Origin of the sequence: Rhizobium viscosum (genome assembly GCF_014873945.1) — a bacterium.
Lineage (GTDB): Bacteria > Pseudomonadota > Alphaproteobacteria > Rhizobiales > Rhizobiaceae > Rhizobium > Rhizobium viscosum.
Genome location: NZ_JADBEC010000002.1, coordinates 1,655,929 through 1,669,923, shown reverse-complemented (window position 1 = coordinate 1,669,923; position 13,995 = coordinate 1,655,929). Strand labels below are relative to the sequence as shown.

Genomic DNA, 13,995 nt, shown 5'->3' with positions numbered 1-13,995 from the left:
CCTGAAGTTACGTCACTAATTCCGTCATTAGAGACGTCATCAGGGATTAACTATGGGCCGCATGGAGATTTTGACGGGCGTTGAGCGTCGGCGTGATTGGTCCGACGATGAGAAGCTTTCGATACTGCAGGAGGCGGCGGAGCCGGGTGCCAGGATTGCCGATGTGGCTCGGCGGCACGATATCAAACCCCAGCAGATTTATACCTGGCGGCGGAAGTTCGCGGCGGCGCAGGCTGAGCCGGTCGTTTTGTTTTTGCCGGTGGCATTGATCGCCACGGAAGCGAGCGACGAAGCTGAGCGACCGGCACCGGTGGACAAGCCTGCAGCAAAGCGGTCGGCGCGTCCCATGAGGATCGAGATCGGCTGCAAGGGCGGCCGTGTCTTGAAGGTCGAGGCCAATATAGCGCCTGACGTCCTGAAGGCGCTGATCCGCTCGGTGGAAGACGCATGATTGCGCCAGGCGCAAATGTGCGCGTCTATCTCGTCTGCGGCGTGACGGACATCCCAAGCAGCATTTGGCCACCTTCTCCGGTGTATTGCATGCTGATGGCTATGCGGGTTTCCGTGATCTCTACGAACCACATAAGCTAGGCAGTCCGCCTGGCATTCAGGAGGCGGCCTGCTGGGCGCACGCAAGACGAAAGTTCTTCGATCTGACGGTATCTAGCAAAGCGTCGATTGCCGAGGAAGCCCTTCGGCGGATCGGCGAACTCTACCACATCGAAAAGGCCATTCGTGGGGAACCGCCAGACGTGCGGAAAGCTGCGCGGCAACATGGCAGCACTCCTAAGGTCGAAGCCCTGCGGTGATGGCTGGACGACAACCTCAAACGCCTGCCGCAAAAATCCGGAACAGCGGAAGCAATCCGATATGCGCTTTCCCGTTGGAAATCGCTTTGCCGATTCCTTGATGATGGCACTATCGAGATCGACAACAATGCCGCCGAACGGGCAATCCGACCGATTGCACTCGGCCGCAAGAACTGGCTGTTCGCGGGATCAGACAAAGGCGGCGAACGCGCTGCCGCGACCCTGTCGCTGATTGAGACCGGCTTATGCCGACTGTCGAACTATGCCGAGTGCTTCTTTTGATGAGGACGGCACACCGCGCATTGCCGACCAATTCGGCCGGGAGTCGATGGTTGAACTCGGCATAGTTCTGATGCTCAGAGGGCGTTCAGGAATTCCAGAGGCCGGTCGTTCGGTCGAAATCGCTCGGCCTTAGCGCGTTCGTACGGCTTCAGCTTTGCGAGTGCGGATTCCCTCAGTTCAAGATGTGCATGAAGATATCCGCGACGACCAAAAGTCAGTCGAAAAGGGAAGCTATCTCTGCAGCTTCCGCTTCAGAGAACTCGGCATCGACAATTAACTCTTGGCGGAGTTCGGCAGAGTTTGAACCATGGATTTCGATTTTTTCACCGGCCAGAATTGGGCGAGGAATTGTTAAGTATGAGTTGTCGCTGTCTGCGTCGCCGAGGTAGTCCGTCTTTTGAACGGTTACCACCTTAAGATGGCTCTCATACCTGAAACCCTCAACCCTCCGTCTGCCGATCTCAGTTTCGAATATGTGTGTCCATGCCATTTATCACGCCTCCTAAATACGCATGGCGATTTTACCGGTCGCGACGCGACGCGGCAACCGAACTTATATAATCATTACGCAGCTCCACTTGTGCCGAAATCATCGCAACGCCCTCAACGCTGGTGATAATCCTGTTTATGGGGTCTACTTCACTACGATCGAACGGCTCATCGGCACCCCGCCGGACTGAGCCTGGCTCTGTTGCAAAAAACCTGTTGATGTCCGAAAGAGCGACGAAGATTTTCAGCGGGACTATTTATGAGCGATTTCAAGTGGCGCCATTTTCAGGGTGAGGTGATTTTGTGGGCGGTGCGATGGTATTGCCGCTATGGGGTCAGCTACCGCGACCTTGAACAAATGATGGGCGAACGAGGCGTGCCAGTCGATCATTCCACGATTTATCGCTGGGTGCAGAGATACGCGCCGGAGATTGAAAAGCGGCTGCGCTGGCACTGGCGCCGGCCGCAGTCAACGAGTTGGCGCGTTGACGAGACCTATGTGAAAGTCCGCGGCCGGTGGACCACCTTTACCGGGCCTTCGATAAATTCGGCAACACGATCGATTTCCGTCTGTCCCCGACCCGCAATGCCAAAGGCCAAACGCTTTCTCGGCAAGGCGTTGAATGGCCTGAAGGACTGGGAAAAGCCAACTGTCATCAACACCGACAAGGCCCCTACTTATGGCATTGCCACTGCCCAATTGAAGGCTGAAGGCAAATGCCCTGGAGAACTTTTGCACCGACAGGTCAAATATCTGAACAACGTCGTTGAGGCCGATCACGGCAAGCTGAAGCAACTGATCAAACCGGTGAGAGGATTCAAGACGCTGAAAACGGCCTACGCGACGATCAAAGGTTTCCAGGTTATGCGGGCCCTGCGCAAGGGGCAGGCTGCGATTTTCAATCTAACGGGCGATATCCGTGGAGAAGCACGCATCGTTGAACGCGCTTTCGGCATCGGACCGAGCGCGCTGACGGAGGCGGTAGCACTGCTTGCTCAGAGCCTCGAAAACCGTGAAGCTGCTAGGTAATCGACGCCCCAACTAACGGCCATCATGACCAAAATCGAAATTTGCAACAGAGCCCTATGAAGTGACTTCCCCCTTCTTCAACATAAGCCCGCAGGCAAATGCGACGGCGGAGAACACGAAGAAGAACGATTCGCCGATCGCCAGCCGGTTGTTGGAGTTGGACAGGATCGTTCCGAGGAAGAATAGCGTCACCATGCTATAGGCCAGCAGCATGCTGAGGCTGATCAGCTTTTCCTTCCTAGCGGCCAGCACCCGTCTGTACATGGCAACCGCAAGAATGGTGAAAACGATGATACCGAAGAGCCCGTGGCGGACAAGCATCTCGAAATAGCCGTTGTGAAGCAGCGTATAGGGCACGCTGGCATAGGTGGTTGAACTCCAGATCGCGAGCCAGTGGTTGCCGGCACCAAAGAGAGGCGCCTGGGCAATAACTTCCGAAGCATTCGCCCAGAGCTGCAGCCGTTCATTCATTGCCGGTGGCGTATCTTTTGACGCAATCGCATCAGCAACGGCATTCCATACGCCATGCGCCGAGATTTCGGTCTCGATCCGTGTGGTTGCCTCGTAGGTCGGGCCGGCAAACTTCCAGATATTATTGCCGCCGACAAAAAGCGCGGCCGCGATGAGAGCGACGACCGTACCCCCTACCAACGCGGCGCGGCGTCTGTCTGCATAAAGCAGCAGCGAGGCCAACATGAGAGGCCCGACGAGGACGAGGCTTAGCCAGACGCCTTTCGCCTTGGAGCCATAAATATTGAAAAGGCAGAGCGCGATGACGAGCGTTGCGACGGCAACAATCCAGCTGCCGGAACGACGCGCGAGCTTACCGGTCTCCCAGGCGTGCAGCAGCCAGTAGAAGGCGCCGATCATCAGGAAGCCGCAGCCGATCGCGCCATGGATCAGATTGTTGTGGTAAAGCGGCGAGATGCGTGCGTCGCCTTCGAGGATCAGCCGATAGTCGGTGGAGATCAGTAGGGCGGCCAGTGCCACCGGGAAATAGATCGCAAAGACCGTTTCGACCTGCTTCCGGCTGGAATAGAGCGCAATGCCAACCGCCGGAAAAAACAGCGGAAAGGCATAGAGCCAGTCGGACGCACCCTTTTCGCCGTAAACGATCAGGCCGAAGAGGAAGCGCAGCAGCGCGTAAGTACCCCAGGCAAGGCAGGCATTCGCCAGCCAGTCGCCCTTCAGCAGCTGAAAATTCGGCTTGAAATAGGCATAGGTCGTCCCGATCAGCAGCAGTGCCGCATAGCGATAGCTATCGCTTTCCACAATGGGAGCCGAAATCAACAGCAGCCATAGGATGACAAGGACGGGCTTGAGGCGGGGGGGCGTGGAAATCAGCTCTTCGCTCGCTACCATAGAGAATACTGTACCCTTCTAGGATAATCGGCGGCGCGAAACCGCCTTACTGCAGATCTAGTGATTCCGTCGGTCCATTTCGAGCGATCTTGGGGGTTATTCAGATCGCCAATAACCGGCGCCGAAAGCTATTCGACCTTCGTCAGATTTGATCTCGTCGGCACAACTCAGGCGCATGGGCACATTGATCCTATGATGAGGGGTGACGCGCGTACGTCAAGGGATGGAGGCAGGCATCATAGTCCACCTGTAAGCTCAGACGTTGTTGCTCGCGAAAAGTATAGACCACGTTTTGTCCACCCGATCCCTATCGTTTATCAAGAAGTCCGGCGATTATCAAACATGCTCCAACAAAGGCGATGCAAACGAATGACAACGTCACAAGAGACCATACTTCAACGCTATTTCTAAGACGGAGCCAGACTGCGAGGATGATTAATATCACGCCGGCAGATATCGCGATGTTCTCCAAGTGAGTAGTGGCGGATGGTCTTTTCACTCATGCAGAGACCAAAGTAGATATAGAAGCATAACGTGCATTCTCTCCTGAGAGGCGGCAAAGGGATACCGCTTGGTTTAAGTTAAAAAGTGAGGGGCAGGCGGAAGCCTGATCCTGCGTGAACCGTATGAAACCCTCTTAGCGCTACGGTAGTGGATATAAACACCCGACCGATCAAAAGACGGGCTATCAGCTATTTGAACGATTGGTTCGCGGAATTGCAGACGGAGCTTTCCGTCGTCCAATTCGTCGGTCGAACAGAGCGATCAAAAACGAGATTCGCCACTGCTTCAGATTCATTTCCGTTCAGTCGAAAACCCAAGTTCCTTCGGAAGATCGGGATTCTCAGGCCTCCCTAAGGCGCTTACTAACCTGGGGCAAATACCATCATCGGTTCCGGGACGACCTCCATCATGCCGGTGCGGCGGGCAGCCACATATTTTAGAAGGCGCCCAACGACCGCGGTATGACTGGTTTGCAAACCACTCCGAGCGCACCGCGCACGCCGTCGGTAACGACTTCCGTGTTGGCCGTCATCAAGACGACGGAAATGCCGTGGTCTTCCGCGAGCTGCCGGCCGATATCAGGGCCGGTTGCGCCGTCGGAAAGGTTGACATCGACGAAGGCGATGTCGGCGAGCGGTGCGAGCCTGAAGGCCCCTTCGCGATCCGATGCAAGGCCTGCGACATGCACGCCCATGTTCTCGATCGTCATTTCGAGATCGAGGGCGATCAGATGTTCGTCTTCGACAATCAGCACTCGCTGTTCCATGAGATGTTCCCGTTGCCAGCTACGCATGAGATCAGTGGCCATGACAGATCCCCTTTTGCGCTTTACTTGGGAGACCCCACTTCATTGAAGAGAGATCGCCTCGACGAAGCTCGCAGCTTAAACGGGCGATGCGACGATATGTTCCGGTGTGAAACGCAAGTTTTCTCGATTAAACGTTTGTTAATATTGATAAATCCTTAAAATCTCGGCTGATCATAAACAAAGGCGGCTACTTAGCCGCCTTCTGAAATTCCGATCTTGAAAGCACTTCTCAGCCCTTGGCCTTCAGCACCAGAACCGGCTCCCGGCTGTAATCGGCCGGGAAGATCTGCTTCAGGTTCTCGATCTTCGGCAGGTCGTTGTAGACGATATAGGGGTAGGTCGGGTTCAGGGTCAGGAAATCCTGGTGATACTGCTCGGCCGGGTAGAAGCCGGTATAGTCGGTGACCTTGGTGACGATTGGCTGTTTGAAGACATGCGCCTTGTCGAGCTCAGCGATATAGGCTTCGGCGACCTTGCGCTGTTGCGGGTCGGAGATGAACAGCGCCGAGCGGTATTGGGTACCCTGGTCCGGTCCCTGGAAATTGAGCTGCGTCGGATTGTGCGCGACCGAGAAGAAGACCTGCAGGAGCTTTCCGTAGCTCACCTCTTTCGGATCGAAGGTCACCTTGACGGATTCGGCATGGCCGGTCGTGCCGGTGCTGACCGTTTCGTACTGGGCGGTTGCGGCTTCACCGCCGGCATAGCCGGAAACGGCGCTTTTGACGCCCTTCACATGCTGGAAGACGCCCTGAACGCCCCAGAAACAGCCGCCGGCGAAGACGGCGGTCTCCGTCCCCGACCTGCCCGTCTCGTCGACCGTCGGAGCTGGAATGACAACGGCGTCTTCCGCCGCTTGAGTGGCGACGGAACCCAAGCCAAGCAAAAGGGCAGCGGTTGCAAAAAGCGCGGCAAGGACCTTGCCTGATGTGGATATGGACACGGCGGCTACCTCCGGGAACAACTCAGTGAAATCCTTGCCGATCGGCGAAAAAGCCGCAAATCACAAGCTGTTCACTCACGCCGATGTGACGATTGCACGAAAGCTGATGTGCGAAACCGGAACAGGCGGTAAGGTGAGTTGACAATTCCTCGGCGAGTGGGGACAGTGCCGCCCGGCTCAGAGCCAGCATCCGGGGGGAACCAATGTCTGTGCGCTCGTTCTTCGCTTTTTCCGTCATCGTCGCATCCATGATTTTTGCAGGCCCGTCGGCCTTTGCCGCCGACGCCAAGCGCGACATCGTCACCGTCAAGGATGCCGACTATTTCGGCTTCGACCTGCGCACCGAGCAGAACCTCTCGCTCGATCAGTGCAAGGCCGCCTGCATCGGCGACAAGAGCTGCAAGGCCTTCACTTATAATCCGAAGGTGAAGTGGTGTTTCCTGAAATCCGATTTCAAGACAATGAATGCCGCCCCCGGCGCGATTGCCGGTAGGATCGTCGAAACGACGGCAGCCAGCGTGCCGAAAGAGCCGGATATCGGCGCTGCCCCTCGCCTGCCCTTCCTCTCCGACGATCTCGTCCAGCAGGCCCGTAATTTCCGCAACGATCTGGCGCTCGCCGACGACCAGCAGGGCCAGGGCGTCGACAGCCTGACGGCAAGTGCCCGCCTCGATCTGACGGGCGGTAATCTTTCCGATGCGCTGAAGGCCTTCCATGGCGCCCTGTCGATCACCCCTGATGACGGCGATCTCTGGATCGAGACGGCACGTGCCGCCACCTCGCTCGGCGCCCAGGACAGCGGCGTCTTCGGCCAGGCGGTGATCGACGCGTTGAACGGCTACCAGCTGACGCGCAGCACCAATAAACGCGCCGACGCGCTGGCGGTGCTTGCCAAGGCCCTCGAAAAGAACGCCAACTATCGCGATGCGCTGAATAGCTACAAGGCGAGCCTTGCGCTCGTCGGCGCCAAGGACGTGCAGGCGGACTACCTGCAGCTCAAGCAGACGCAGGGCTTCCGCATCACCGAACATACCGTCGATGCCGACAGCGCCACGCCGCGTGCCTGCGTCACCTTCTCCGAGGCGCTGGTCAAGACGGTCGACTATGCGCCCTTCGTGACACTGAACGGTGCAGCCCCCAAGGCGCTGGAAGCCAAGGACAAGCAGATCTGCGTCGAAGGCCTCACCCACGGCGAAACCTATAAGATCGGCTTCCGCACCGGCCTGCCCTCCTCGGTCGACGAGGTTCTGGAAGCGCCTGTTGCGATCGACGTCTATATCAAGGACCGCAGCCAGATGGTGCGCTTTACCGGCGACAGCTTCGTGCTGCCGTCGACGGCGCGCCGCGGCATCCCGATCGTCTCCGTCAACATGGCGTCTGCCAATCTGAAGCTCTACCGCATCGGTGATCGCGGCATCGCGCCGCTCCTGACCGGATCGCAATTCCTGACGCAGCTCGACGGCTACAGCGCCCAGAATATCCAGGACCAGAGCGGCGAGCTCGTCTGGCAGGGGTCGATCGAAATTGCCAACGAGCTCAACAAGGACGTCGTCACCTCCTTCCCGGTCGACGAGGCGCTGCCCGAGCGCAAGCCCGGCATCTATGTGATGGTCGCAACGCCAGCGACCGGCCCCGCGCAGGATTGGGATTCGCAGGCGACACAATGGTTCCTCGTCTCCGATATCGGCATCACCACCTATGCCGGCACGGATGGGCTCAACGTCTTTGCCCGCTCACTTGCTTCGGCCAAGCCAATGGCCGGCGTCGAATTGCAGCTGCTGGCCAAGAACAATGAAGTACTCGGCACAGCGACGACAGACGCGGACGGCCGCGCCACCTTCACGGCCGGTCTGATGCGCGGCACCGCCGCACTCACCCCTGCCGTCATCAGCGCCAAGAACGGCACGTCCGACTATGTCTTCCTCGACATGACGCGGGCGGGCTTCGATCTTTCCGACCGTGGTGTGACCGGACGCGCCGCGCCGGGCGCGATCGACGTGCTGCCCTTCACCGAGCGCGGTATCTACCGGGCCGGCGAAACCGTCCATGCGGCAGTCCTTGCCCGCGATACGGACGGCAAGGCGATCGAGAACCTGCCACTGACCTTCATCTTCTCACGGCCGGATGGTGTAGAAGACCGGCGCGTCGTCAGTCAGACCAGCAATCTCGGCGGCTATGTGGTTGACCTGCAAACGCAGGAAAACGCCATGCGCGGCACGTGGACGATGAACGTCTATACGGATCCGAAGGGTTCGGCGATCGCAACCAAGACTTTCCTCGTCGATGATTTCGTGCCTGACCGTACCGACATGGAGATCAAGACCGCGTCCAAGGAGATCGGTACGGATACGGCCGCCACGATCACCATTTCCGGCAAATATCTCTATGGCGCGCCAGCGGCGGGCCTGACGATCGAGGGCGACGTCGTCGTCAAGCCGACACGCGCGAATGCCGCCTATCCCGGCTACCAGTTCGGCCTCGCCGACGAAGAAGCGAGCGAGGATTCGCGCCAGCCGATCGACGGGCTGCCGGCACTCGACGAGAATGGCGAAGCCTCGACCGATCTGACGATCGGCGAGCTGCCGGCGACGACCCAGCTATTGAACGCCACCGTCTATCTGCGCATGCAGGAGCCGGGCGGTCGCGCCATCGAGCGCTCGCTGGACATTCCGGTCAAGACCGACGCGACTGCAATCGGCATCAAGCCGGAATTCGACGGCGACCTGCCGGAGAATGCGCTGGCGAATTTCACGGTCATCGGCCTCGACACCCAAGGCCAGAAGCAGGAGATGAAGGGCCTGCGCTGGAAGTTCTACAAGCTGCGCCGCGACTATCAGTGGTATCGCGAAGGAACAGCCTGGAAATACGAGCCCACCTATACGCCCGAAGAGGTCGCCTCCGGCTCGGTGGATGCGACGGCTGAAAATGGCGGCAAGATTCAGGCGCCGGTCGAGTGGGGCCGTTACCGGCTCGAGGTGGAAAGCCCTGACGCCGACGGCCCGACCTCCAGCGTCGAATTCGATGCCGGCTGGTTCGTCGCCTCGACTTCGACGGAAACGCCCGATGGCCTGGAGATCGCCCTCGACAAGGACAGCTATAAGGTCGGCGAGACGGCCAAGCTGAAGGTGACGTCGCGTTATGGCGGCGAGCTGATGATCACGGCCGGCACGGAAAAGCTGGTTGCCGTTGAGAACGCCACAATGGGCGAGACCGGCGGTGAGGTCGATATTCCCGTCACCGCCGACTGGGGTGCCGGCGCCTATGTGACCGCCACCCTCTTCCGGCCAGGCGATTCTCTGGAAACCCATATGCCGGCGCGCTCGATCGGCATCAAATGGCTGAAGGTCGATCCGGCCGAACGCGCCCTGCAGGTCAAGATCGATACGCCGGAAAAGATGCTGCCGCGCGGGCCGCTCGATATCGGCCTGCAGGTTTCCGGCGCCGGCGCCAACGAGGAGGCCTATATTACGGTTGCCGCCGTCGATGTCGGCATCCTGAACCTGACCCGCTACGAGCCGCCGAACCCTGAGGACTGGTATTTCGGCCAGCGCCAGCTCGGCCTTGAAATCCGCGACCTCTACGGCCGGCTGATCGATGGTTCGCTGGGTGCGACCGGCAAGCTGCGCACCGGCGGCGATGGCGGCGCGATCGCGCTGCAGGCAAGCCCGCCGACGCAGAAGCTCGTCGCCTTCTTCTCCGGTCCGGTGAAGCTCGATGCCGAAGGCAAGGCGAAAGTCAGCTTCGACATTCCGCAATTCAACGGCACGGCCCGCGTGATGGCGCTCGCCTGGACGAAGACCGGCGTTGGCCACAGCGCCAAGGACGTCATCATCCGTGATCCTGTCGTCGTCACCGCAAGCCTGCCGAAATTTCTCGCGCCCGGGGACAAGGCTAACCTCAGGCTCGACATCGCCAATACCGATGCGCCGGCCGGCGACTACAAGCTGACGCTGACCGGCAACGAGGCGCTCAGCATCGACGGGCCTGCTTCGCAGACCTTGAAGCTCGAAGCCGGCGCCAAGTCCGACCTGACGCTGATGCTTGTCGGCGGCGAGCCGGGCGATGGCAGTGTGGCAATCAACCTGTCGAATGCCTCCGGCCTGTCGCTCGACCAGGTGGTCGATGTGCCGGTGCGGCCGTCGTCGCTGCCGGTCACCGAACGGCGCGTCATTGCGCTTGCACCCGGCAAGAGCCTGACGATCGACAAGAATCTCTTGGCCGACAGCGTGCTGCCGGGGGCTTCGATCGCCGTCAACGTCACGCGTTCGGCTGCCTTCGACATTCCGGCTCTCCTGATGACGCTCGACCGCTATCCGTTCGGCTGCGCCGAGCAGACGACGAGCCGCGCCATGCCGCTGCTCTATCTGGCCGAGGTCGCCAAGCAGGCCGGCATGGAACAAGCCGATGACGACATCCACAAGCGCGTCCAGGATGCGATCTACCGTGTGCTGTCCTACCAGGCCTATGCGGGAAGCTTCGGCCTTTGGGGACCGGATTCCGGCGATCTCTGGCTCGATTCCTACGTCACTGACTTCCTGACGCGGGCACGCGAGCAGAAGTACGACGTGCCGGACCGGGCGCTGGTACAGGCGCTGGAGAACCTGCAGAACTCGCTTTCCTACACGACCGACGTGAAAGGCAAGGGCGACGAGATCGCCTACGCCCTCTACGTGCTTGCCCGCAACAAGAAGGCGGCCGTCAGCGACCTGCGCTACTATGCCGACACGATGATCAACGACTTCCCGACGCCGCTTGCCAAGGCCCATATCGCTGCGGCATTGGCGCTCTATGGGGACGCAACGCGCTCGAAGAACATTTTCGTCGATGCACTGCAGATGTCGAAACAGTCGATGGTAACCCGCGTGAACTTCTCACGCACCGATTACGGCTCGGTGTTGCGCGATGGCGCGGCGATCCTGGCGCTAGCCGCCGAAAGCCGGCCGGTTCCACCCGTCATTCCGGACCTCGCCAAGGCCGTGGCACGCGAATGGGACCGCAGCAAATATACGAGCACCCAGGAACAGGCCTGGATGCTTCTGGCCGCGCGTGCCCTGCAGAACGGCGACGACGATCTGAAGATCAACGTCAATGGAGCTGAGCGGACCGGCGCCTATATGGCGAAGATGACCGGCGATGCGCTGATCGACCATCCGCTGACCTTGACGAGCGCCACGAGTGACACGGTCTCGGCCGTCGTCACCACGGTTGCCGCCCCCGTCAAGCCGCTGCCTGCGGGCGGCAACGGCTTTACCATCGAGCGGAGCTATTACACGCTTGATGGCGAGGAGGCTAATGTCAGCGAGGCGCAGCAGAACGAACGCTATGTCGTCGTCCTCCATGTGACCGAGCAGAACAACTGGGCCTCGCGCATCGTCATCACCGATCTCCTGCCGGCCGGCTTCGAGATCGATAATCCGAGCCTCGTCGACAGCGCCCAGATGACGAATTTCGACTGGGTCGGCGAAATGTCGGCCGCTCATACGGAATTCCGCTACGACCGTTTCGTCGCAGCCTTCAACCGTGACGAAAATTCGGCGCGTGATTTCAATGTCGCCTATGTGGTGCGCGCCGTGACACCCGGCGTCTATGACCATCCGGCAGCAACCGTCGAGGACATGTATCGTCCCGATATGTCCGCGCGGACCGCGACCGGCAAGATGGAGGTCGTTGCGGCTCAACAATGAGGCGGTGGCAGAAGTTTGCGATCGGGACTGCAGCCGGCATTGTCATTGCCGGCGGAGGCCTGTTTGCGCTCGATGCCGCTGACCGGGCTTATCCCCCGCCGCTCGAACAGGCCGAAGCCGTCTCGCCCGAAGTGCTCGATGCCGACGGGCAATTGCTGCGGGCCTTTGCGACGCCGGAGGGCCGCTGGCGGCTGAAAACCGACGTTGTCGACGTCGATCCGCAATTCATCCGTATGCTGGTCGCCTATGAGGATCAGCGTTTCTATGAGCATCGCGGCATCGATGTCTGGGCGCTCGGGCGCGCGGCACTGCAATTCGTCAGCAACGGCCGCATTGTGTCTGGCGCCTCGACGCTCTCCATGCAGGTGGCAAGGCTGATCGAGCCGCGTGAAAGCCGGTCGCTTTCGGCAAAACTCCTGCAAATCATGCGCGCCGTGCAGATCGAGCGGCGGCTTTCGAAGGGTGAGATCCTCGATCTCTATCTCACCCATGCGCCCTATGGCGGTAATCTGGAAGGCGTGCGCGCCGCAAGCCTGGCCTATTTCGGCAAGGAGCCGAAGCGGCTGACGGTGGCGGAGGCGGCTCTGCTGGTCGCACTGCCGCAATTGCCCGAAAAGCGCCGTCCGGACCGAAACCTGAAGGCAGCCGAAGCGGCGCGCAAGCGCGTGCTCGACCGTATTGCCGTGGCCGAGGTGGTCGGCGACGGCGAGGCCGAGCGCGCCGAGGGTGTTACCATTCCTGCCCGCCGGCTGCAGCTTCCGACCCTTGCCGCCCATGTCGCGGAAGCCGCATTGCGCAAGGATCCGAAGGCGATCCAGCATCAGACGACGCTGAAGAAGCAGGTGCAGACCGGTCTCGAATCCGTCGCGCGTGCGGCGACGATGAAGCTCGGACCGAAGCTGTCGCTTGCCATGGTGATGGCGGACGCAGAGACCGGCGAGATCGTCGGCGAGGTGGGTTCAGCCGATTATTTCGATGCCAGCCGCTCCGGCTGGATCGACATGACGCGTATCAGCCGATCGCCCGGCTCGACGCTCAAACCCTTCATCTATGGCCTTGCCTTCGAGCAGGGACTGGTCAGCCAGGAGACCATCATCGAGGACCGGCCGGCCGATTTCTTCGGCTACCGGCCGCGCAATTTCGACATGAGCTACCAGGGCGACGTGACCGTGCGCGAGGCCCTGCAGCTCTCCCTCAACGTGCCGGCGGTCAAGCTGCTCGATGCAGTCGGTCCGTCTCGCCTTATGGTGCGCTTCCGCCGCGCCGAAGTGCGCCCCGTTTTGCCGCCGAACGAGACGCCGGGTCTGGCGATTGGCCTTGGCGGCGTCGGCATCACGCTGAAGGATCTCGTGCAGCTCTATACAGCGCTTGCCAATCGTGGCCAGCCAGTCCGGATCGGCGATGGCGTGACGAACATGCCCGGCAAGATCGATGGCGAGCCCTTGCTCGAGCCGGTCGCCGTCTGGAATGTTGCCGACATACTCTCAGGTGTCATCCCGCCGGCAGGCGCACCGCAGCGCGGCATCGCGTATAAGACCGGCACGAGCTACGGCTATCGTGACGCCTGGTCGGTCGGTTATGACGGCCGCTATGTGCTTGGTGTGTGGGTCGGACGGCCTGATAACAGCGCGGTGCCCGGTTTGACGGGTTATGGTACGGCCGCACCTATCCTCTTCGAGGCGCTTGCAAAATCCGGCATCGCCGCCACACCGCTGCCGCGTCCACCGGCAGGCGCTGTGCGCATTGCCCAGACCGATCTGCCGATCAGCCAGCGGCGTTTTGCGCTCAATGCCAGCGGACTGCTTGCCGCCTCAGGTCGCGAGCCGTCGCCGCAGATCGTCTATCCGCCGGAGGGCGCGCATGTCGATCTTGGAGCAAAAGCAGGCGATCTCTCGCCGCTGATGCTGAAGCTGCAAGGCGGCCGTGCGCCTTTCCGCTGGCTTGCCAACGGCAAGCCGCTGCCCGATCTGTCGCGACGGCGAACGCAGAGCTGGATGCCTGATGGCGGCGGCTATTCGAAGCTGACGGTGATCGATTCCATGGGCCGGGCGGCAAGTGTCGGCGTCTTCGTCGACTAGATGTGGAGC

At 60.3% G+C, this 13,995-nt stretch carries 7 protein-coding genes and 2 pseudogenes; 5 read left to right on the top strand and 4 right to left on the bottom strand.

What is annotated here, in order from left to right; genetic code table 11:
- Positions 1-61 precede the first annotated feature (61 nt).
- A complete protein-coding gene (tnpA, locus tag H4W29_RS28525; protein ID WP_192732150.1) occupies positions 62-451 on the top strand; it encodes an IS66-like element accessory protein TnpA in 390 nt (129 codons plus the stop codon).
- Between the two features lie 34 nt (positions 452-485).
- A pseudogene (tnpC, locus tag H4W29_RS28520) lies at positions 486-1,091 on the top strand (IS66 family transposase).
- A 214-nt stretch (positions 1,092-1,305) separates the two neighbouring features.
- Here tnpC and H4W29_RS28515 read toward each other — a convergent pair.
- Positions 1,306-1,581: a hypothetical protein gene (locus H4W29_RS28515; RefSeq protein ID WP_192732149.1), complete on the bottom strand. Its 276-nt coding sequence runs from the start codon at positions 1,579-1,581 to the stop codon at positions 1,306-1,308.
- A gap of 258 nt (positions 1,582-1,839) precedes the next feature.
- Between H4W29_RS28515 and H4W29_RS28510 the strand changes: the two genes are divergently transcribed.
- On the top strand, positions 1,840-2,610 hold the full coding sequence (locus H4W29_RS28510) for an IS6 family transposase (protein ID WP_192732148.1): 771 nt from the start codon (positions 1,840-1,842) through the stop codon (positions 2,608-2,610).
- Between the two features lie 54 nt (positions 2,611-2,664).
- Here the strand turns inward: H4W29_RS28510 and H4W29_RS28505 are convergent, their stop codons facing one another.
- The 3 genes and pseudogenes from H4W29_RS28505 to msrA form a co-directional block, all read right to left on the bottom strand.
- Positions 2,665-3,972, bottom strand: coding sequence for an O-antigen ligase family protein (locus H4W29_RS28505; RefSeq protein WP_192732147.1), 1,308 nt, complete (start codon positions 3,970-3,972; stop codon positions 2,665-2,667).
- Between the two features lie 866 nt (positions 3,973-4,838).
- A pseudogene (locus H4W29_RS28500) lies at positions 4,839-5,284 on the bottom strand (response regulator).
- Positions 5,285-5,513: 229 nt separating this feature from the next.
- Positions 5,514-6,224 carry a peptide-methionine (S)-S-oxide reductase MsrA gene (gene msrA / locus H4W29_RS28495; protein ID WP_192732146.1) on the bottom strand — a complete coding sequence of 237 codons (711 nt, stop codon included), beginning with the start codon at positions 6,222-6,224 and terminating at the stop codon, positions 5,514-5,516.
- A gap of 203 nt (positions 6,225-6,427) precedes the next feature.
- Here msrA and H4W29_RS28490 point away from each other — a divergent pair, with 203 nt between their 5' ends.
- Together H4W29_RS28490 and pbpC are read left to right on the top strand one after the other, a co-directional pair.
- Positions 6,428-11,908 (top strand): alpha-2-macroglobulin family protein, encoded by a 5,481-nt coding sequence (locus H4W29_RS28490; RefSeq protein ID WP_192732145.1) that lies wholly within the window; start codon positions 6,428-6,430, stop codon positions 11,906-11,908.
- Positions 11,905-13,986 carry a penicillin-binding protein 1C gene (pbpC, locus tag H4W29_RS28485; protein WP_192732144.1) on the top strand — a complete coding sequence of 694 codons (2,082 nt, stop codon included), beginning with the start codon at positions 11,905-11,907 and terminating at the stop codon, positions 13,984-13,986. The genes H4W29_RS28490 and pbpC overlap by 4 nt, the downstream gene beginning before the upstream one ends.
- Positions 13,987-13,995: the final 9 nt, after the last annotated feature.

Excerpts from the sequence above, each read along its gene's own strand:
- tnpA (WP_192732150.1), top strand. The coding sequence starts at position 62 with ATGGAGATTTTGACGGGCGTTGAGCGTCGGCGTGATTGGTCCGACGAT.
- H4W29_RS28515 (WP_192732149.1), bottom strand. The coding sequence starts at position 1,581 with ATGGCATGGACACACATATTCGAAACTGAGATCGGCAGACGGAGGGTT.
- H4W29_RS28510 (WP_192732148.1), top strand. The coding sequence starts at position 1,840 with ATGAGCGATTTCAAGTGGCGCCATTTTCAGGGTGAGGTGATTTTGTGG.
- H4W29_RS28505 (WP_192732147.1), bottom strand. The coding sequence starts at position 3,972 with ATGGTAGCGAGCGAAGAGCTGATTTCCACGCCCCCCCGCCTCAAGCCC.
- H4W29_RS28490 (WP_192732145.1), top strand. The coding sequence starts at position 6,428 with ATGTCTGTGCGCTCGTTCTTCGCTTTTTCCGTCATCGTCGCATCCATG.
- pbpC (WP_192732144.1), top strand. The coding sequence starts at position 11,905 with ATGAGGCGGTGGCAGAAGTTTGCGATCGGGACTGCAGCCGGCATTGTC.